Consider the following 19886-nt stretch of genomic DNA (forward strand, 5'->3'; position numbering starts at 1 on the left):
AGAGGATGTTTTCAAAGTATTGGACGAATATAATTCGCTACTACACAAGCTCTCGTCTACCTCCGTGGAAAGCAGGCAAATTCAAGGGTTTGTCAACCTACGGAGCTAGGTTTTGTCTCGTGTAACTGAGACTTATAGTCGCCCAGACAGTAATAAATTAGACTTTACAAACATCCTCTTAGTTAGTTTTTTCCACATTAGTTGAGCCTTGGAATAAAGGGTCACATTTGTTTTCTACGACCACGCACATGTTACTGAGTGCTTGCTGATAATTATCCATATCATCTTGGTCAAGAAAGATTTTGGCAGATGCCTGTATATCTTCGATAGCTTTCGTCTGGTTTTTGTTAGATTGACTACCGCCATATTGTGCCAGTTCATAGCGAACCATGCCTCGTTTGAGATAGGCTTTTGCTAGTTTAGGGCTAATAGTTAATGCTTGGTTAAAGTCAGCGATCGCTTGATTATATTCTTGCTCATAATTGCTACTATATTGAGCAATTTGATAATAGACAACACCCCGCTGAAAGTAAGCTTCGGCTTTGGATACATTAAGTTTTATTGCCTGAGTAAAATCTGCGATCGCTCTTTTGTAAGCTTGTTGAGATTCACCGCTATATTTAGCCATTTGGGCGCGGACAATCCCCCGTCTGATATAAGCTTCAATTTCATTATTATCCAGACCGATGGCCCGATTATAGTCAGCGATCGCTAGGTTATATTGTTGATCAGGATCGTTGCTATATTCGGCGAGCATATAGCGGGCATTTCCCCGATTTACAAGAGCTTTGGTTTGATTGGGCTTGATTGTGAGAGCTTGGCTATAATCTGTAACTGCTCCTTCGTAGTCTTTTAGGTTATAGCGGGCATTGCCACGATTTACAATAGCTATGGCATGTGTCGGTTCTTGTTGAATTGCCTGACTAAAGTTGACAATTGCTTTGTCATAGTCTCGCTCTTTGTAAGCAGCGTCACCCAGCTGATAGTAATCAGCGAAACTAAGTTTGTTATTTGTCTGGCGAGACTTCAATGTTTGTTGGGTGTAAGCATTTTGGGAAACCAACGGCTGAGTAAATTTAATCATTACGTCCGCATATCCCAATAAACCAAAACCCAGCAAGCAAAAAATAATCGGGTACAATTTTGACTTCTTGGAAGGTTTATAAAACGAACCGCTGGGAGTCATTACTGGATGCCAATAATTAACTAGGTGCGATGACATGGCTCGCTGTGGAAAACGCGGTGTCTGGGTGTAGTGCTTTTTGGCTTTGATTCGCGGTTGTAGATGTTCTCTAGCTTCTATAGCCCGATGCGATGGGAAGGGGTCGCGTCCGCCTAATCGCACGGTACGTTCACACCACGGACAGCTACGCATGTGGTTGTTGTAGCGATGCTGGGGATTTGTCGTGCAGGTAATCAGGGAATCTTCGGCTTCAGCTATTGCTGAGAGCCAAGTCTGGGCACTGGGGCGCAGCAGTGGGTTGTTGTGACCCGCTTCAAAACAACGCACAAATAGTTCTTGTAAGCTGGGATGGAGAATTTCCCAAGGGGGTGCAATGGGTGTCGGAAGGTAGGGTACGTGCCGCTTTTCACTGTAAGTGAAATGACCTGATGCAATGCGGGCTTCATAGGGCGGTGGCTCAATAGCGCCTTGAAAAATCCCCGAAAATGGGTGGGTGCCTTCCATTAAGAGTTGAAATACTAGCACCGCTAACCCAAATAAATCGTGAGAGATTTCGCGATCGTGCTGGGCAAAAGTTTTATTCTGAAGTTCTGGTGGGGTAAACTCTGGTTTACCTACTGGGCAGCGATAAACAACATTGTTGTTGGGGTCGGGTACTTGGAAAGAGTCTGTGTCTATTAAAGTCACCAGTGCGGTGTCACTGACGAGGATATTTGACTCGTTCACATCACCAATACAATATCCACTAGCGTGCAAAGCTGCAAAAGCCGCCGCCAGATTACGAGCCGTGCGGAGCAGGTACTGATAGTTGAATAGGGGGCAGTGTTGGCGACGGGTTCTGGGGTTGTAAAAGTCGATGATTGGACGCATCCCCTGAATATGTGGCATCAAAAAGCCAAGGATGCTATTTTTGCCATCTGCTGCCCGTAATAAATCCTCTGGCCAAGCGATAGAGATATGCCCCAAACTAGCCGTCGGGTTTTCTGGCGGGTTGGCAAGCATCGCCTGGAGTTTATCAGCATGGGCAGTTGTTGGCTTGTGGTAAATCTTCGCCACCAAGTTGCTATCGGATGGCACTGCATAAACACAAGCTTCACCGCCACGCCCCAAACTGACATTGAGGCTGAGGATTTCTTTTCTAGGGGAACAACGTAGTACCTGCATAATGAAATTACCGCTAACGGGAGTTATTGTAAGATGTGAAACCTGTAGATGTATTGCTCATGAGTCGTTGAATGCAGCTATAATGAGTGTCAAATCATCATCAGTGCGTTGTGTAATCCGCTCTGAGCGTAAAAATTTTACCAACTGCTCCTTCGCTTCTGTCTTATCCTCGGTATTGGCTACAAATTCAAACAGGGGAAAAAAGAACGGTTTGTGAGGTTCGCCAACAACCATATTCAAAGCCAGCATTTGTAGTCCGTCAGTAATGATACCAACATTTACGATGTCTGTACGCCATAATCTCATCTGCACCGTATCTAAGGCAGTAGGCGAAGTTAAAAAAGTGGTTTCGTTGATGTATTCACCGCTATCAGGTATAGTCAGTGCTAAGAGGTTGCCCATACCATCTTTTGCCACTGCCAAACCATCACCTATCTGTGCCACAGCGACAACTTCTGGTGTGGCAATCATCATAATTAAGGTAGTTGCTAAATCTTGAGGCTGTTTGTCACAAGTAGCCGCCTCATCCTCCACAGCTTTTTTAGCCGCTAGTATGGCATCATTTAAGAGCGATCGCACATCAGCATCATCAGTCAACATTTTTCGGGTCAGTCCAATGGTTGAAATGTTTTCTATTGCTGTCTCCACAGCAATCATCGCTCCCACTTTCCCAAGACTAGCAGAACCCGCGCCATCTGCTGCGGCGGCCACTAAAACATTATCTGACAATATCTGCCAGTGATGAGCATCCTGACATAACTGCTTGTTTTTTAAGTGACTTGTACCACATACAGACGCAGCCACAATCCGCCATTGAGCAATCTGTTTTGATATGTTCATAGATTTTTTTTTCAACAGCTAGCTGTCTAAACATCAAGCTGCGATTTTTAATTAAACAGTCCCCCAACCAATCGGCGGTAGTGCTACCTGTTCGTCCACCTGCGAATGGGAAACAGCTGACATACTAGTTGACAACCAGACAAACATTTCGATAAAATTTAATCCTTTCAGTTTCAGGGGGGTACGCACAGTTATTTGATTTAAACGCGTCATATTCGCATTTTCTACACCTACCGTAAAAAATGCTACACGTTTATTTGCTTCATCTCCCTGTAAGCGCTGGGCTGCTTGCTCTACTACATGCTCTAACTCGCCTTGCGGTTCTCCATCGGTAATCATAAATACCCAAGGACGATAGTAAGCAATCCCATTGGCACGATACTGAGATTTCCGCTCTTGAATTATGTCTAAAGCTTTATGAATTCCTGCACCCATCGTAGTCAAGCCCTGTGCTGTCAAAATAGGCGGATTGAATAGATCGGCAGTCACAAAGTCTTGTACTACATTGATATTACTATCAAAAGTGACGATCGCCACTTCCACCCGTCTTGCGGCTAAGGAATTTTTGACTAATTCATCCTTTAAACTTAGTAAACCCTGATTTAAAGCCTCAATCGGATCTCCTTGCATCGAACCAGATGTGTCTAGCAAAAGCACACAAGGACAACGTGGTTCTGGGTTCTCAGCAAATTCTACTACTTCATCAAGTCTTAATGTATCATGCATAACTTTTTGTGTTATGTTAAAGTTCAAAGCTTTATTTCCCTTTTCTCAGAGTGTATAATTCCAGTCGCCGAGCCGACTACAGAATATAGTATCTAGTGGTAGATGCTCTAATCTTTATTAAACAAATTATTTTCATGAAGTTCACTATATATTTAAGAAGAACTTGATCACAGCTTAGTTTAGCAAAAAAGAGTTTATCAAAACCCAGCATTACCTGTTGTAATGTATCTACCAAAAATTTATATCCCTTAAACCTACAGTACAATAAATACGTAAACTTTCCTAGATAAGTTTTTAAAGATTTTATGTAGGAGAATCCTTCCTTTATAGAAAAGTGATCAACCATAATTAAGAGCGTTAGCTTTAGAAGTATACCAGTGTAACTGCGCGAACTTGGAATCAAATTTACCTGTTTTTTGTGAGTGGGCATAAATAAACGTCATTACTAGGGTCTTCAACCAAGAGTTGTCGATAGTGAGTAAAATCCAGAAGTAACCAACATCTACCCATAGTCTATAGGAATCCGATTTGATTTCTGAACTTACTTGCGTAGGGAGGGAACTCTTAACAGGGAACAGGAAAGAAGGGAATAGATGTGTACTGAGTTATTTCAAAAATCAAATACGAGTCCTATAGCGATGATAAGTGTTTACTTTTATTCATACCCACTTACTTGTTTTTAGAGATAAATTAAGTAGAGCGTGCTAAATATCACAGAGAAGTTGAAAAAATTATAATTTTTAATATATATACATATTTTAAGATAAATAATTTGTGCGTAGAGAAATATTACAAAGAAGAGAATACTTCATAGATCATATTTTCAATCTACAAATGTTCGGTTGTTGATTCCGTAAAAAACTTGAAAAATATGAATAATTCCGGTGCATTCACCAAACTACGTCCTCTAAGTTTGTTAAGACAGTTATCCAATTCTTCCGACAGTACTTGTTTACAAGCATTGAGTAACTCAGTTTCTTGGTCGATTTACCTAGAACAGGGCAAAATAACCTATGCTACCCATTCAGTGGAACCATTTGATCGATTAGAACGTCATTTGCGTCGCCTTAGCCACCAAATTCCACTGCTTACCAGTGAGGTTCGTGTTCAATTACGTCTGATGTTTGAACCTGACTCACACAGTCAGTTAATCGAACATGATAGTAATTCTAAAAGCCACCCTCCTGAGTATCAGGCTATATCCTGGCTTGTTAGTCAACAACATCTACATTCTACACAAGCAGCAGTGCTAGTTCAGGAATTAGTTAAAGAGGTGATTGAATCATTTTTGCTCATCAAAGAAGGTACTTATGAATTAACAGAACCAGTTAATAGAATGGCAAAAATTTGTCGGCTAGATGTAGAAAAAATTCTAGAACGTTGCCAAATACGATTACAGAATTGGCAGGCTTTTGTTCCACAAATTTCTTCTCCATATCAACGTCCATATCTGTTGATTAACAGCAAACTTGAGGAAAAAGATTTACCAAACCTCCAGCCAGATTTAACTAATTGGATGAAGGGTTTCAGCCTGTGTCATCTGGCTGTAATTTTGAATCAAGATGAAATCCAACTGGCTCGCAATTTATACCCTTACATCGTTAAGGGTGCGATTATATTGCATGAACCTGATCCACCATTTGATAAATTACCAAAGATATTTGAAGAGCGATATCTACGACGGGCTACGCCTACGCTTTTCTCAAAATTAATTACAGAGTTAGTTGACACCAAAGAAAAACTAAGTATCACCGTCAACTCTTACCCAGATATTTCTGAAGAGAATATAGCACCTGTTCAGCGATTACCACAGATTTCCACTCCTCCAAAAGAAAACTTTCAGGAACCAACAATATCAAATAACATAAATCCTGCTTCCCAAAGAGTAACGGCTGCTACTGTAACGGCAGAAAAAGTCCACAAAATCGTTTCTGTAGATGATAGCCCGACAATTCTCAAAGAAATTAGCCATTTCTTAGAAAATGAAAATTTTTCTGTAGTGACTATCAACGATCCAGTAAAAGCAGTTTTGTCAATTATAAGGCACAAACCAGACTTAATTTTGCTGGATTTAAACATGTTAGGAATCGATGGTTATGAATTGTGTCGGATTATACGAAATAATTCAATATTTAAGAAGACTCCGATCATTTTTGTCACTGGAAGTAAAGGGATTGTAGACAAAGTAAAAGCGAAATTAGTCGGGGCATCTGGATATCTGACTAAACCGTTTACTCGCGCCGAATTACTGAAAATAGTTTTCATGCATTTGGCTTAAATTAACGATAAAATATAACGACTTTGAGCTAGTGAGGATAAATCAATATGGCTACAGTTTTAGTTGTCGAAGATGCTCCTTCTCAGTTGGAGTTAATCAATAGTTTTTTAAGAGACAGTGGACACACGGTAATTAAAGCTTATGATGCCAAAGATGGGATGAGCAAGGCAATAAATCACCAGCCAGATGCGATTATTACTGATGTGGTAATGCCAGAAATTAGCGGTTTTGAATTCTGTCGCCAACTGAAAAGAAATCCAGCAACTCAAAAAGTACCAATTATTATTTGTAGTTCCAAAAATCAGCCGATTGACCGAATTTGGGGAATGCGACAAGGTGCAAATGTTTATTTAACTAAGCCTTTTACTAAACAACAATTACTAAATGCGCTCAAATCTCTTGTAGAGTAAGAGAGATAATTCGTAATTATTAATTAGAAGAATCTGTACATGGCTACTAATCTAGAAATTGACGAAAACTTAATTAAGGAAGCTCTGGAACTTGGTGGTCATCCAACTAAGGATGCCGTTGTTGAAGAGGCATTACGAGAGTATATACAACGTCGAAAGCAACTGAAAATTCTGGAGCTATTTGGCACGATTGAATACGAAGATGATTATGACTACAAGCAACAACGCCGGAGTAGATGAAAGTCATTGTTGATACTTCCGTCTGGTCTTTAGCTCTCAGACGCAATTATAAAGTTGACAACTTACCCCATGTTGCAGTGTTACGAGAATTAATTACTGATGGTCGAGTTGCTTTGCTGGGTGCTGTCCGACAAGAGATACTCTCAGGGATTCGTGACGCTAACCAATACAATCGGCTAAAAAGTTATCTCCGTGCATTTCCCAATCTTGAATTAGATATGGAAGACTATGAACTTGCTTCTGAGTTTTATAACACTTGCCGAAGCAATGGTATACAAGGTGCAAACACAGATTTCCTCATTTGTTCCACTGCATCTCGGAGAAATTACACAATAATAACCACAGATAAAGATTTTGATAATTTCAGTCAGCATATTCCGATAACGTTGTTTCAATGCTAAGTCTACGCTATTTACCCTGCACTCAAGTTAAAAATTTTCATCTCAGGCGATCGCATTGTAACAAAGTTATATTGGCTCCATGTACTCTCTAAGTAACTGTTCCCAATCAACAATAGATACATTATCACCAATAGAAATAATCATCACTCGACTAGGTTTTTTCAATGGGCTTATATCAAGTGCCATAAGTGTTGAAACTGCATCGTCTGCACGAGACTCGATAACTCCGTATTCGGAAGCTGGATCAGCTAAACCAAACGTCACAAAAGATGCGAAATCGCAACATTTTTCGTAACCGTTCATAGGATCGGTTATGTATTTCCGCTTTATTTTTAATTCTTCTAATTGCTTTTGATAAAAATCTGCTGGTTTTACAATTGGAGGAGGTGTCCACTCTTTAATATCGAAACGATGATAGAAGATAAAATAGCCAAGTCCCTCATGTTGGAGCAGCGCTTCTAGTTGTTCTAAATCGATACCAGCGCTACCTCCTTCAACTTTCTTGGCTTGAAATCGTGCAACCTTAAAGAACTCTGGTTGGTTTTCATAACGTGCTTGAATGATAAGACCAAAATCTGCACCTGTAAAAGCCTCTCGACTTTCATTCGCAGTATCTGCATAATAAACTCGCATCTCAGACAAAGATGGTTGTGTTACTTCTGTTAATTGCTTCCAATGAACACCAAAATCTTCAAGCCTCTCCATAATTTGAGAAACAAAATGACCAGTTAGCCTTTCCTCATTACTCCAAAATGGAGTAAATCTGAACATGAACTGATGCTCGGCTGTTGAAATAGCCCAAAATAATGCCCAGATTGTACGAGGCTGAAATGTATTTGGATTAGTCAAAATATTTTCATAAAAATCCCTGTAGTTGCTAATCAATAGACGTAATAAATCTTCTCTTAAAAATATTGGAGTTGATAATGATTTTGGTGACACGAAGATACCGGACTCCATAACTAAAAGTGCAGTATACGATAAATTTTTTTTGTAATGCTGAAAAGACCCAAAGCCACTACGATCGCGAGTCCAACTTTTGACAAGAGGTTTAACTTTATTTACAAGTCTATCAAACTCATTGTTTTCTTCCATCATTAAAAGCTTAAGAACGACACACTATAAGATTTCAAAGCTGTCCATAACCTGAAAATACATCTTTGTTGTAACTCCATACCACAAATTTCTGCCTCAATAATATTGTTCTGCCAGTCTAACGTAGTAGGATTGTTCAAGTGAAAGGGTACACCTTGCGGGACGAGTAGCCATCGCTCGCTAGTAGGCACCCTAAAATAAGAGCAAAAGACGATTCCTAAAACAAGCACACTCCATGCGTATTTCTCTAAATTGGCTGCGCGAACTAGTAGAGATAAAACTTAGTCCAGAAGAATTAGCCGAAACCCTGACAATGGCGGGGTTTGAGGTAGAAGAGATTGAAGACCGCCGCACTTGGGCAAATGGCGTGGTGATCGGGAAAGTCCTTGAGCGTCAACCCCATCCCAACGCCGATAAATTGAGTGTTTGCCAAGTGGATATCGGTGCAGGTGAGATTTTAAATATTGTCTGTGGTGCTGCCAATGTGAAGGCAGATATCTATGTGCCAGTGGCAACTACGGGTACTTACTTACCCAACATCGATTTAAAAATTAAACCTGCAAAATTGCGTGGTGTCGCATCTCAGGGCATGATTTGTTCTTTAAAGGAACTCGGTTTGCCCACTGATGTAGACGGAATTCATATTTTTACCCAGGAAAATTTACCATTGGGTAGTGATGTGCGTCCGTTGTTGGGTTTAGATGATGTAATTTTAGACTTAACTGCAACTGCTAATCGCGCTGATGCTCTGAGTATGGTAGGTGTAGCACGGGAAGTAGCAGCTTTGACGGGTGGAAAGTTGAGCATTTCTGAACCTGGTGAAGTCTCTATTTCCAAAAGTGCCGGAAATTTAGCTTTAAAAATTGCCGATACCCAAGCTTGTCCTGCATACATTGGTACGGTAATTGAACAGGTCAAAATTGCTCCATCTCCCGAATGGTTGCAACAGCGTTTGCGGGCTGCTGGAGTACGTCCCATCAGTAATGTTGTGGATATTACTAACTACGTTTTGTTGGAATGGGGACAACCACTACACGCCTTTGACCGCGATCGCCTACAATCTGTCGCAAGTAGCGAAAATTTAACCATCGGCGTTCGCTTCGCCACTGCTGGAGAATCCTTCAAAACCCTGGATGGACAAACTCGCACCCTATCAACCCAAAATTTATTAATTACCGCTAACGACAGACCCGTTGCACTGGCGGGAGTCATGGGTGGACAAGAAACGGAAGTCCATGAAGGTACTCAAAGCCTAGTTTTAGAAGCAGCTTTATTTGATTCTGTGGCAATTCGCCGTTCTTCCCGCAGTGCAGGCTTAAGAAGTGAGGCTTCTGGCAGATATGAACGGGGAGTTAACCGGGCTGAGTTGGAAATAGCTAATCGCCGCGCCTTATCCTTAATTAGCGAATTAGCTAGTGGAATTCTTGTCCAGCAGGAAATTGCCGACACCCGCCCCCATCCGTCTACTTGGAGTCGTTCGATCGCACTGCGTTTAGACCGAGTTAATCAGATATTGGGGCCAATCGATTTGGAAGAGGATACAGGTGAACTCCAAGAACAAGATGTTGAGCGCATCCTGACAGCATTGGGATGTCAGTTAACTCCTTCAGGAGAAGATAGCAGCCATCAACCCACATGGTCAGTTTCTGTCCCACCCTATCGTTACCGCGACTTAGAGCGGGAAATTGATTTAATTGAAGAAATTGCCCGTCTCTATGGCTACAACAAATTTTGTGATACCCTACCAGAAAAAGCCGAAGCTGGCTATCTGCCTTTAGATCAAGAATTGATTCGCAAGTTACGAGCTTTCCTCCGGGCTGAAGGATTGACAGAATTAATCCACTATTCTTTAGTCAAACCAGGAGAAGACAGAAACATAGTACTGTCAAACCCCTTATTTGTCGAATATTCAGCGCTGCGAACCGATTTGATCTCTGGGTTAATTGATGCCTTTCAATACAATTTAGAGCAAGGTAATGGTGCCCTCAACGGTTTTGAAATCGGGCAAATTTTCTGGCGAGAAGAAGACGGTTTGCAAGAAACAGAAGCCCTGGCGGGGATTGTGGGAGGCGATCGCACTCTTGGCAAATGGTCAAAAAGTGGACGCGAAGAACCCATCACCTGGTTTGAAGCCAAAGGCATTTTAGAAAGTGTATTTCGGCAACTTGCCTTGGAAGTAGAATTTCAACCCGATCGCCGCGACGATCGCTTACATCCAGGACGCACCGCTTCCCTGTGGATTCGGGGTAATAGACTGGGTATTTTTGGGCAACTCCATCCCCAATTGCGACGAGAGAAAGGCTTACCAGATTCCGTTTATGTTTTCCAGTTGGATCTAGATGTACTTTTAGATTCTCTAGAACAAGATGAAGTCCTTGTGCCAACATTCCAGCCCTATTCTACCTATCCAGCTAGCGATCGCGACATCGCCTTTTTCGCACCCGTGAAAATCTCAGTTGCCGAAATTCAAAAAGTAATTACCAAAGCTGGTAAAGATTTGCTCGAATCGGTGGAATTATTTGATGAATATCGTGGCGAAAATGTCCCTGAAGGACAGCGAAGTTTAGCATTCCGTCTAATTTATCGGGCTAGCGATCGCACTCTGACTGAGGCAGAAGTTGAACCAGTACACAATAAAGTCCGCGAAGCCTTGGTGGAAAAATTCGGCGTCAACCTGAGAAGTTAGTCATTTGTCATTTGCTAGGAGTGAGGAATTAATAATTCCTCAATCCCCGATGCACTGGCTGCAAAATCCAAAATCTAAAATCTAAAATCCAAAATAGTCTTAGCTATGCCTAAATATGTACTCTGGGGAACTTACTGCGAAGACGTTCTCAAAAAACGTGTCCCTCACCGTCAAGCTCATTTAGACGGATTAGCAAAACAGAAAGAATCCGGTGTGCTGATTACCATCGGCCCCACCAAGGATGTCACAAAAGTTTTTGGGATTTACGAAGCCGAAGACGAAGCCACTGTGCGCGAGTTAATTGAAAACGATCCTTACTGGAAAAATGGCATCTGGACTGAATATTCTGTCAAAGAATGGATTCAGGCTTTTTAAATTGTTATTGGGCATTCTTGCCAGGTTAAGGTAAATAGACTTTGGGAGCATCCACTTTTGGCGGATCTCGCCCTCAGACTAGAAGTCTGGGGCTATACAAACTAAACCCGCCTGCGCGGGTTTCAGAGAGTCCGCGTAGGCGGACTTCGTTTGTGTAGCCGCGATTTCCAATCGCCCGGTGTTTCTTCCAAAAGTGGATGCTCCCTAGACTTTTGTCAAATGGTAAAGCTAATTCATCAGCTACCACGTCTCCCAAGTCAACTAATACTGCATAAAAATCTATTTAATTTTTCGTACAAGCTTAAGCAATCGGACTCCTGGCATATTTTTCAAATAAATCATTTAAAGCTTCTGCCAGCAATGCTTGACTACTTCGGTCTTTGTCAAGTGCAAATTCATCCCGCCTTTATACAACCCTAAAGATTGCGTAAAGGTTAAATAAAACACAATTTTTTTCTTTGAGATACCAGCATACTTGTATTTGTTAAGACCAATTAGCAATAAGTGATAGCACTTAAAAAATAATGTTTAAAATAAACTACAAATACGCAATAGTCTTGGGAATCGTGGCATTCTCCAGTTTTCAAGCTCCAGCAAAAGCCGGTTCTCTGCTGGGAACGGCGGATAACTTCGGGGTCTTGGGTGGCTCGACGGTGACTAATACCGGCAAGTCCCTCATCACGCAATCTCTGGGTGTCAACGCAGGTTCTTCAGCTACTGGCTTTTCTCCAGCGGTCGGGGTCGTGAACGGAGGGATATTCACATCTGATGCAGTTGCGGCTCAGGCTCAACTGGATAACGCAAGTGCGTACAATTATTTAGCAGCCTTGAGTCCCACTAAGGAGTTGACTGGTCTGGATCTGGGTGGAATGACGCTCACACCTGGGGTCTATTCTTTTAGCTCATCGGCTCAGTTGACAGGAAAACTCACGCTCGACAATCTAGGCGACCCGAATGCGCTCTTCGTTTTCCAGATAGCCAGCACCCTCACCACCGCAAGCTACTCGTCTGTTGTCACGACCAACGGTGAAGCTGCCAATGTGTTTTTCCAGATCGGCAGCTCCGCGACTCTCGGAACCTACACTCAGTTCCAGGGAAATATTCTAGCGCTCACGAGCATCACCCTGACTACTGGCGTAAACATTGACTGCGGTAGAGCCTTGGCGCAAAATGGTGCCGTGACGATGGATACTAACAAGGTTTCCAGCACCTGCTATACAAAGCCAAAGCCACAGGAAGTAGCAGAGGTTCCAGAACCTGACTCATCACTTGGTGTTATCGGCTCCGGGATAGTGGGTCTATTATTCGCCTTCAGCAAAAGATTTAGAAAAGGGTGGTAGGTTGCAAATAGTTTTTTGAAATACTTGATTGGCAAAGAGTGTAGCAATCTATGGTAGAAAAAGATAGGCCCCGAATTGTTAATCAGACTTATCTGTTTAAAATGTTACCAGTATTTTACCAAAAGCATAATAATAATTAAATAGAGGGGGATGAGGCGAGCGATGTTCGCCTCATCCCCCTCTCCTCATTCTTATTAAGACTGTTTTGAGTATTTTAACTGATTGATAAAAGGCATTTTATCTTAACCTCTCAGGAATGCCCCACTCCCCACTTATGAAAATTTGGCAGGCTGATTTTTATCGTCGTCCGTTGCCAGATGCATCTGGACAAATTTTATGGGAGTTGTTGATTTGTGACGCAACTCGCAGCTTTGAGTATGAAGCTAGCTGTCTCCAGTCAGCAGCAAATTCTAATTGGGTTGCTACTCAACTTGAATTGGCATCTGGTGAAAAATTGCCGGATGTGATTCAGGTATTTCGTCCTCAGTCTCTAAGTTTAATTGAGGCCGCTGGACGCAATTTAGGTATTAATGTCGAACCTACCCGCCACACCTTGGCGTTGAAGCAGTGGTTACAAGAAAAGCAATATCCCTCAGTGCTGGATAAACCGCCCCCAGCACCATTATCAGAAAACCTCTGGGGAGAACAATGGCGTTTTGCGACTCTAGCTGCTAGTGATGTAGAAACGAGATTTAGCGATCGCCCCATTCCCATTTTGCACATCCCAGAACATCTCAAGCCGATAAATTTGGGTTTGGCATCAACAGTACCCGTCCCTGGTGTAGTAATTTATGGTGGACGGCAATCAATGCGCCTAGCACGGTGGTTGCAGCAAGCCCGTTCTGTGGCGTTAAACTATATTTCTGGCGCACCGGATGGCTTAATATTAGAAGCTGGCTTAGTGGATAGATGGATTGTTGCCACTTTTGAAGATCCAGAAGTTACAACAGCAGCCCAAGCATTTGAACAACGAAAAAAGCATTGCCGAGGATTGCATTTTTTGTTAGTTCAACCCGATGATTCTGGTATGACTTATAGCGGCTTTTGGTTATTACGCACAGAATATTGATATTAATTGCCAAAAATATTGTTCTGTTTATTGAGTGAATTTTGAATTGCTTATGACTCTTAGCAAATTTCACCCCTATCTTTCTCCAGACGCATACCTAGAAGCTGAAAAATCCAGCCTGAATAAACACGAATATATTCAAGGGCAAATCTATGCAATGTCAGGGGCGAGTGATGCCCATGTCACAATTACGACTAATCTCATTGCCCTCTTGAGAAATCATGTTCGCGGTACTAGTTGTCGCCTTTACGCTACAGATATGAAAGCTCGTATTGAATCACTAAATATTTTCTATTATCCTGATATCCTAATTACTTGTGACCAAAGAGATATAAAATTTGAATATTTTAAACGTTATCCCTGTTTAATTATTGAGGTTCTTTCCCCATCCACAGAAGCTTTTGACAGAGGCGATAAATTTATTGACTATCAAGAATTAGAAACATTTCAAGAATACGTCTTAATCAGTCAAACCCGCCAGCGTGTTGATTGTTTTCGTCGCAATGCTGAGGGAAGATGGGTTTTATATAGTTATAAAGGAAATCAAGAATTACAGTTAATCAGTCTAAACTTTGCCTGTTCCCTAGCGGACATTTATGAAGATGTGTCCTTTCCAGAAACATAGACTTGGCAAATTATATGATGATAAAATCATATTAAATAGTAATACTAAAAATTCATACAGATGCTCAAAGTGACAATTACCTTAGAAGAAGATATTCTGCAATTTGTAGATCAGTATGCACATGGAAATCGTAGTGCATACATTAATACATTGCTGGCAGAACACCGCCGCCAAATTTTAGCAATAGAAATGATTGCAGCACTCAAGCAGGATGCTGAAGATCCAGAATACCAAACTGAAATTGCTACTTGGGATAGCGTTGCTGGAGATGACATAAATGCCAGCGAATAACTTAACTTATTGTCGGGGAGAAATACATTGGGTGAATATTGATCCAACAGTGGGGGGTGAAGTAAAGAAAATCCGCGCTTGCTTGATTGTGCAAAATGACATCATGAATCAGTATGGGTTGCTGACAATTGTCATGCCATTTCGGCCCAGAAGTAAACAAGCCCCCTACGTTGTGAATGTGAAAGCAACACCAAATAATGGACTAGACCAAGACCGTTTTATTGATGTTGGGCAAATTCGTGCTGTTGACCATAGTCGTATTTTGGGTTTGGTGGGTGTGCTAGAGTCAGAGTACTGGGAACTTATTCATACAGCTTTAAATGTAGTTCTGGGATTTGTGGTTTAGGGGTGTTAGAGAATAAAGTGAACGCCCAGATTTATCTATTCTTTCTTGAGTAGAATATAAGGTTTTTATAATTATTTCCTGGGCCACTGCTTTGACTACATTAATACTCACAGAATTTCCTAGTTGATAATAAGCCTTATCATCATTGGGATGAAGTATAAAGCTATCAGGAAAACCTTGCAGCCTTGCAGCTTCTCGCGGAGTTAATCGCCGCACTCTCTGATTGTGATAAACTCCTAATCTATTAGCATCACTAGCAACCAAGGTTACCGAAATCTTATTTGGATCTACAAACTTATAAACTTCAAATGAAAAGTTACCTGATAGAGGTTTGTATTTATCATTAATAAGTTTTAGATATTTTTTTGTAACTAGTGAATTCAAAACTTTCCCTAAATCGGGGTGTTCAAAAAAGCTAGCTATTTGCTCATGAGTTAATAGTTTGCCATCTTGTTCTTGTCCAAATTCTTTATTCCGTCTCTTTAATATGAAACAGTTCATTAGTTCAATCTCCTCGGCACTACACTCGCCACGTAATCCTAAATCCCAGGAATGAATAGAGTTTCCACCCCGATAATCAATCAGCCTTATCCCATGTAAGCGATTTAAGTCATTATTAAATATTCGTTGCAATGCATTGACAAACTTTGGTGAGCAATTATATTTTTCATCTGGATTACTTTCCAAAATGTCGGCAACAGTCACAGATTTTTGTGGTGGATAAAATAAAGATAACTGCTGAGGATTATATGAATGCGAGTCTTTAGGTCCCACGTCAGAAATCAATTCAAAAGTGGGAGAAGCATCTAAAATTCCTAGCAGATAAATGCGGACACGATTTTGCGGTAAGCCAAAGTTTGCACTGTTGAGTAAAAAAGCATGAAAACTATAACCTCTTTTTTGAATTTCATGCTTAATTGTTGCTAAGGTTCGCCCTTGATCGTGACTATAAAGCCCTCGGACATTTTCAAAAATAAAAGCTTGTGGTTTATAGGTATTGAGTAATCTTGTTATTTCAAAAAATAGCGTGCCTCGTATATCAACAAACCCTTCTTTTTTACCAGCATGAGAAAAAGATTGACAAGGAAACCCAGCTAATAAAAATTCATGTTCTGGTAGTTGATCAATTAATCGAATGTCACCTAAAGCTTTTTGACCAAAGTTTTTTTCATAAACTAATTGAGCATCTGAATTTATTTCGCTGCTGAAAACACATTCACTTTCTATATTTAAAGAATCAGCTGCCTGTTCAAAGGCTAATCTAATTCCCCCTATTCCTGAAAATAAATCCACAAACCGAATTTTAGGCATAGATATTAAGTTACTTTTATCCCAAAGTTTAATATCATATATTACGTAGGCTTACTTGTTTTTACAAAAAATATTCCTTTAAAAAACTACAAAGCACATCAAGCTCTTTAAGAGAAAAGCAATTTATCTGGTAGACCGATGTAGTTACCAATTTCACACTTTGCTAATATTTCTGCTGTTTTTTCATCAATAGAACTACCACTAAACAAAACTACGGCTATTATGCCTTTGTGCAGTTCTGAAAGAGGTTGATTTTCTAGTAGTTTTTTGCCACTGATACCAAGTTTACTGTTATTAAGTTGACCCAGTACAGGCAAAACTCGAAAACTATAGTTATAATTTTGTGTATTCCATAAATAATCTAACTTTCCCAAAGAGAAGATTGTGTTAAATTGACTGTTTAATCGCTGAAGCATTTCACCGCCAAAATCAGCTAGCACGAGTAAATGTTTTAGAAAGAGATTTGCTGACATATTTGAAGAATTAACAATTTGAAATAATCCCTCTAAGCTAGACACATCAACGCTCAAAATAGCAATAAATTGGTCTTGAGTTTCAATGAGTTTTGGAATTATGCTAAGTTCAGCTTCTTGTCTAGATAATTCTGAAGGCCAAAACATAGAGGCTAACTTACGCAGTTCCTCAACGGTTCTGTGATAATTTGGATTCAGCATAGTAACCCGCATTCCGTAGGTGCGATCGCAAAATATTGTATTTTTGAAGCATGAGAGATTCACCATTAGATATCAGAGTACAAGATATTGAACACTGTGGTATAGTCGCTCTTATATGTGATGAGATGAACCTAAGTAAGTCGGCACGAATTAACCTAACTATGTAACAAAATGTAAAACCATCAAAGTCCTTGCGATTGCTTCTCTACGAGACGCTACGCGAACGTTGCACTCCGTTTCACTCGCAATGACATACTTGTAAATTTTCCCAACCACCTACTTAGTAGAGCAAATAAACCGTCTATTAGTGGGACTTAGACAAAAAACACCCATAAAAAAATAGCCTCAAATGTATATACAAAGAGGCTTTGACATCGTTTTGCTTGAGTTTTTGCTATATCTGGGTTTGGGCCATTTTTGAGCATTTAGTGTATTTCCCTTACCCTGCATTAATTTGAGGCTTGTTTCTCACTCAAAAATGTTTAAGTCCCGCTAACTTGGCTTTCACCACTGTCCTGAATTATCTTCCTGTTGCAAACCTATCAACTGTCGCCGCTTCCAAGCATAGTGAAGAATATTAATTCCGAGTTCCTGAGCTGTACGAATGGTCAATCTGGGTAAATTCAATTCTCTATCTAGTCCCCAAGCAGTTGCTATATCTCCAATCGCTAAAATAATTCCTCCACCGATTAACAGTTTAATCTGTTGTTGATTAACCATTGGCAAGGCAGCAAATAAGAACGGTTTTGTCCTTAAAGGATGACTCCGTTGCAATTCTTCTAAGGGTCTTAAAGGACTTTCTAACTGTTGTGCCAATGCTTGAGTACTCTCAATCAGAGAATTAGCATTTGTTGGTGCATCAACTATAAGCACACCACCTAAATTTAAGTAATTTTTTAGCGATTCAAATTCGAGACTATTTAAAGATATGGCTTGTCCACCTGTCAGATAAAGTATGTCATAGTCTTGGATATTTTCTCCTAAAGAAACCTGACCTGGTTCATCAGCCCCTCGCAAACTGGGATATAGGGGTTCTACTGCTTGTAACAAGTACGAAAGGCTGAAAAAATTACGCGCACATTCAGGATCACTATGATTCGCCTGCGCCATACACACAAGTGCTTGAGGACGCATTTGTGCCTGACGGCGATAACGCAAATCAATATTGTTATATCCAGGAAAGAAAGCATCCGCAGGTTGATTAATTTCAGTATGTCCGGGTTGCAGAAGTATCCGGCATATTTCTATTTCTGAACTGGCTGGTATAGAGTTTATTTGGTCAATTCTATAGGTTTCTTGAACAATATCCCTTTGCTGTCCGCGCCGCAATTCATCAGGGTCTACATAGCTAACTACTAAGTAGATCATGATTGGTTCTGAACTTGCTACTTCTATATCAATAGGAAAATCATAAGAGGTCGGTACAACAATTAGATTACCTGCTAAATCAATTGCAATACCAGGCTGAATTTGCACCCAACGTCCATCTCGATATTTAGCTTCTACTTGGCTGGGGGCAGTCACATCTCGAACGCCTAAACCGCAGACAATTCCTGGTTGGTTTAAACTTTGATATTGGGCATTTTGCCGATTACGGTGGTAATCATGGGCTGTGCGCCAGCGTTCTGCATTGATTAGTAAACCGTCTGCGGCTTGCAGGCGTTCAAAGGATTTGATTGGTGGAGGTGGGAAAGGATGGGACATAAGTAATTCAAAATTCAAAATTCAAAATTCAAAATTAAGAAAAGCTCACGCAGAGGCGCAGAGTCGCAGAGAGAAGAAGTTTGATATTTTATTGGTTAGGAGGATTTTCGATAGATAGTTCATAGGTGCAAAAAGCAGGTTTTTCTTGTTCTATGATTCTTTGAAGAAGTTGTTCGTTGATGATGCCACCGGAAATGTTGGAACGCAAACGCACTATAAAGTGATATGGTTGCCCACCTGCTAAAACTGCATTTCCTAATTGTGCCTCTCCTATAATAAAACTTGGGCCAAAAGGTTCTGTAATACTAATATGTTTATCAGCTTCATTAGGTAAATGTTCGTCTAGAGGTAAACCAGTATAAAGATGTAAATAGAGACGTAATCCTTTACGAGTTCCCCGCCAGCGATAAAGTTCTACAGCACGGCGAATTAAACGCCGCTGTTGCTGGAGATCCCAAATTGAATCTACTTGCCAAGCAACCCAGTGAGCCATAAAGGGTAGTAGTGCTTGCGGTGCTGTCAAGGGATCGAGGTTTGCCCACATGACGTTGTAACTATCAACTATTGGTTGAAAAGCTTGCTCAAATATCTTCATGAAGCGACCAATAAAGTCTACTTCCCGATACAAAATTGGCAAGAATTCCATGTAGGCAGTGTAGGGACGGATGTATAAATCGAAATACTCGCTTCTCTCGATTTGTTCGTTGTCAGTGCCTGGGTCTATGTGTAGAGTAATTAGGCTGCGAAAATTGAGCGCTAGTTTGTCTTTTTTTCCAGGGGAAATTGCTTCTTGGTCTTCAAAAAATGTGTCGGGAATTGAGAAGTAGAGGACAGCATCCATTTGTCCGCGAGGCGGTATCTCACTGCCTTCTGTGCCAATCTGACACCACTGGGACGGAAAGTTTCCTTCAACGCTTAAGCTCACCCGCAAAGAACGCTGTTCTAAGTTTTGCACTTGCACAATCATCTCGCTGGGATGCCCAGGATGCAAGAGTAAACTACGTCCAGCTACATCCATGTTTTCCGCATTTGCAAATGCTAAACCTGCCACAGGTAAAGCTTCGGGAATTTGCATTGGGGTTAATTGAATGCGTACAGCTGGACTAGAGCGACTTTGAACCATAACTT

Annotated in this window: 19 protein-coding genes and 1 pseudogene; 11 read left to right on the forward strand and 9 right to left on the reverse strand. The window is 40.9% G+C overall.

Going from position 1 to position 19886, the window contains the following annotated elements; genetic code table 11:
- Positions 1-178 precede the first annotated feature (178 nt).
- Genes HWQ41_RS12250 through HWQ41_RS12260 form a run of 3 tightly spaced genes read right to left on the reverse strand, consistent with a single transcriptional unit; the run spans position 179 to position 3913 of the window.
- On the reverse strand, positions 179-2347 hold the full coding sequence (locus HWQ41_RS12250; protein ID WP_292763040.1) for a tetratricopeptide repeat protein: 2169 nt from the start codon (positions 2345-2347) through the stop codon (positions 179-181).
- 57 nt (positions 2348-2404) lie between these two features.
- On the reverse strand, positions 2405-3187 hold the full coding sequence (locus HWQ41_RS12255; protein ID WP_292763042.1) for a PP2C family serine/threonine-protein phosphatase: 783 nt from the start codon (positions 3185-3187) through the stop codon (positions 2405-2407).
- Positions 3188-3238: 51 nt separating this feature from the next.
- Positions 3239-3913 carry a VWA domain-containing protein gene (locus HWQ41_RS12260; protein WP_292763045.1) on the reverse strand — a complete coding sequence of 225 codons (675 nt, stop codon included), beginning with the start codon at positions 3911-3913 and terminating at the stop codon, positions 3239-3241.
- An 871-nt stretch (positions 3914-4784) separates the two neighbouring features.
- On the opposite strand from HWQ41_RS12260, the gene HWQ41_RS12265 reads away from it, so the two are divergent.
- From HWQ41_RS12265 to HWQ41_RS12280, 4 genes are read left to right on the forward strand one after another with little or no spacing between them, the layout of a single operon-like run.
- The gene (locus HWQ41_RS12265) at positions 4785-6191 is read left to right on the forward strand and encodes a response regulator (RefSeq protein ID WP_292763047.1); all 1407 of its coding nucleotides are present in this window, start codon (positions 4785-4787) and stop codon (positions 6189-6191) included.
- Positions 6192-6238: 47 nt separating this feature from the next.
- A complete protein-coding gene (locus HWQ41_RS12270) occupies positions 6239-6601 on the forward strand; it encodes a response regulator (protein ID WP_292763050.1) in 363 nt (120 codons plus the stop codon).
- Between the two features lie 39 nt (positions 6602-6640).
- Positions 6641-6841, forward strand: coding sequence for a type II toxin-antitoxin system VapB family antitoxin (locus HWQ41_RS12275; RefSeq protein ID WP_292763052.1), 201 nt, complete (start codon positions 6641-6643; stop codon positions 6839-6841).
- Positions 6838-7242: a PIN domain-containing protein gene (locus HWQ41_RS12280; protein WP_292763054.1), complete on the forward strand. Its 405-nt coding sequence runs from the start codon at positions 6838-6840 to the stop codon at positions 7240-7242. The genes HWQ41_RS12275 and HWQ41_RS12280 overlap by 4 nt, the downstream gene beginning before the upstream one ends.
- 66 nt (positions 7243-7308) lie before the next feature.
- On the opposite strand, the gene HWQ41_RS12285 is transcribed toward HWQ41_RS12280, so the two are convergent.
- Positions 7309-8340 (reverse strand): hypothetical protein, encoded by a 1032-nt coding sequence (locus HWQ41_RS12285; RefSeq protein ID WP_292763057.1) that lies wholly within the window; start codon positions 8338-8340, stop codon positions 7309-7311.
- 232 nt (positions 8341-8572) lie between these two features.
- On the opposite strand from HWQ41_RS12285, the gene pheT reads away from it, so the two are divergent.
- Both pheT and HWQ41_RS12295 read left to right on the forward strand, forming a co-directional pair.
- The gene (pheT, locus tag HWQ41_RS12290; protein WP_292763058.1) at positions 8573-11023 is read left to right on the forward strand and encodes a phenylalanine--tRNA ligase subunit beta; all 2451 of its coding nucleotides are present in this window, start codon (positions 8573-8575) and stop codon (positions 11021-11023) included.
- 105 nt (positions 11024-11128) lie between these two features.
- Entirely contained in the window at positions 11129-11398 is a 270-nt protein-coding gene (locus HWQ41_RS12295; RefSeq protein ID WP_292763059.1) for a YciI family protein, read from the forward strand.
- Positions 11399-11699: 301 nt separating this feature from the next.
- Here HWQ41_RS12295 and HWQ41_RS34290 read toward each other — a convergent pair.
- Positions 11700-11777 (reverse strand): annotated as a pseudogene (locus tag HWQ41_RS34290) (ribbon-helix-helix domain-containing protein); the annotation flags it as partial.
- 145 nt (positions 11778-11922) lie between these two features.
- Here HWQ41_RS34290 and HWQ41_RS12300 point away from each other — a divergent pair.
- The 5 genes from HWQ41_RS12300 to HWQ41_RS12320 all read left to right on the forward strand — a co-directional run bounded on the left by HWQ41_RS12300 (position 11923) and on the right by HWQ41_RS12320 (position 15069).
- Positions 11923-12738, forward strand: a complete 816-nt coding sequence (locus HWQ41_RS12300; protein WP_292763064.1) for an ice-binding family protein — start codon at positions 11923-11925, stop codon at positions 12736-12738.
- A 274-nt stretch (positions 12739-13012) separates the two neighbouring features.
- Positions 13013-13807, forward strand: coding sequence for a Tab2/Atab2 family RNA-binding protein (locus HWQ41_RS12305; protein ID WP_292763066.1), 795 nt, complete (start codon positions 13013-13015; stop codon positions 13805-13807).
- 52 nt (positions 13808-13859) lie between these two features.
- A complete protein-coding gene (locus HWQ41_RS12310; protein ID WP_292763069.1) occupies positions 13860-14432 on the forward strand; it encodes a Uma2 family endonuclease in 573 nt (190 codons plus the stop codon).
- A 60-nt stretch (positions 14433-14492) separates the two neighbouring features.
- Entirely contained in the window at positions 14493-14723 is a 231-nt protein-coding gene (locus HWQ41_RS12315; RefSeq protein ID WP_292763072.1) for a CopG family transcriptional regulator, read from the forward strand.
- On the forward strand, positions 14710-15069 hold the full coding sequence (locus HWQ41_RS12320) for a type II toxin-antitoxin system PemK/MazF family toxin (RefSeq protein WP_292763074.1): 360 nt from the start codon (positions 14710-14712) through the stop codon (positions 15067-15069). The genes HWQ41_RS12315 and HWQ41_RS12320 overlap by 14 nt, the downstream gene beginning before the upstream one ends.
- Here HWQ41_RS12320 and dcm read toward each other — a convergent pair.
- From dcm to HWQ41_RS12340, 4 genes are all read right to left on the reverse strand, one after another.
- Positions 15040-16380 carry a DNA (cytosine-5-)-methyltransferase gene (gene dcm, locus HWQ41_RS12325; RefSeq protein ID WP_292763076.1) on the reverse strand — a complete coding sequence of 447 codons (1341 nt, stop codon included), beginning with the start codon at positions 16378-16380 and terminating at the stop codon, positions 15040-15042. The genes HWQ41_RS12320 and dcm overlap by 30 nt on opposite strands.
- 107 nt (positions 16381-16487) lie before the next feature.
- Positions 16488-17120, reverse strand: a complete 633-nt coding sequence (locus tag HWQ41_RS12330; protein ID WP_292763079.1) for a hypothetical protein — start codon at positions 17118-17120, stop codon at positions 16488-16490.
- A gap of 438 nt (positions 17121-17558) precedes the next feature.
- Entirely contained in the window at positions 17559-18758 is a 1200-nt protein-coding gene (locus HWQ41_RS12335) for a DUF4159 domain-containing protein (protein ID WP_292763082.1), read from the reverse strand.
- Positions 18759-18846: 88 nt separating this feature from the next.
- Positions 18847-19881 carry a phage tail protein gene (locus tag HWQ41_RS12340; protein ID WP_292763085.1) on the reverse strand — a complete coding sequence of 345 codons (1035 nt, stop codon included), beginning with the start codon at positions 19879-19881 and terminating at the stop codon, positions 18847-18849.
- Positions 19882-19886 lie beyond the last annotated feature (5 nt).

The organism is Nostoc sp. NOS(2021), from assembly GCF_017115025.1.
Classification (GTDB): Bacteria; Cyanobacteriota; Cyanobacteriia; order Cyanobacteriales; family Nostocaceae; genus Nostoc.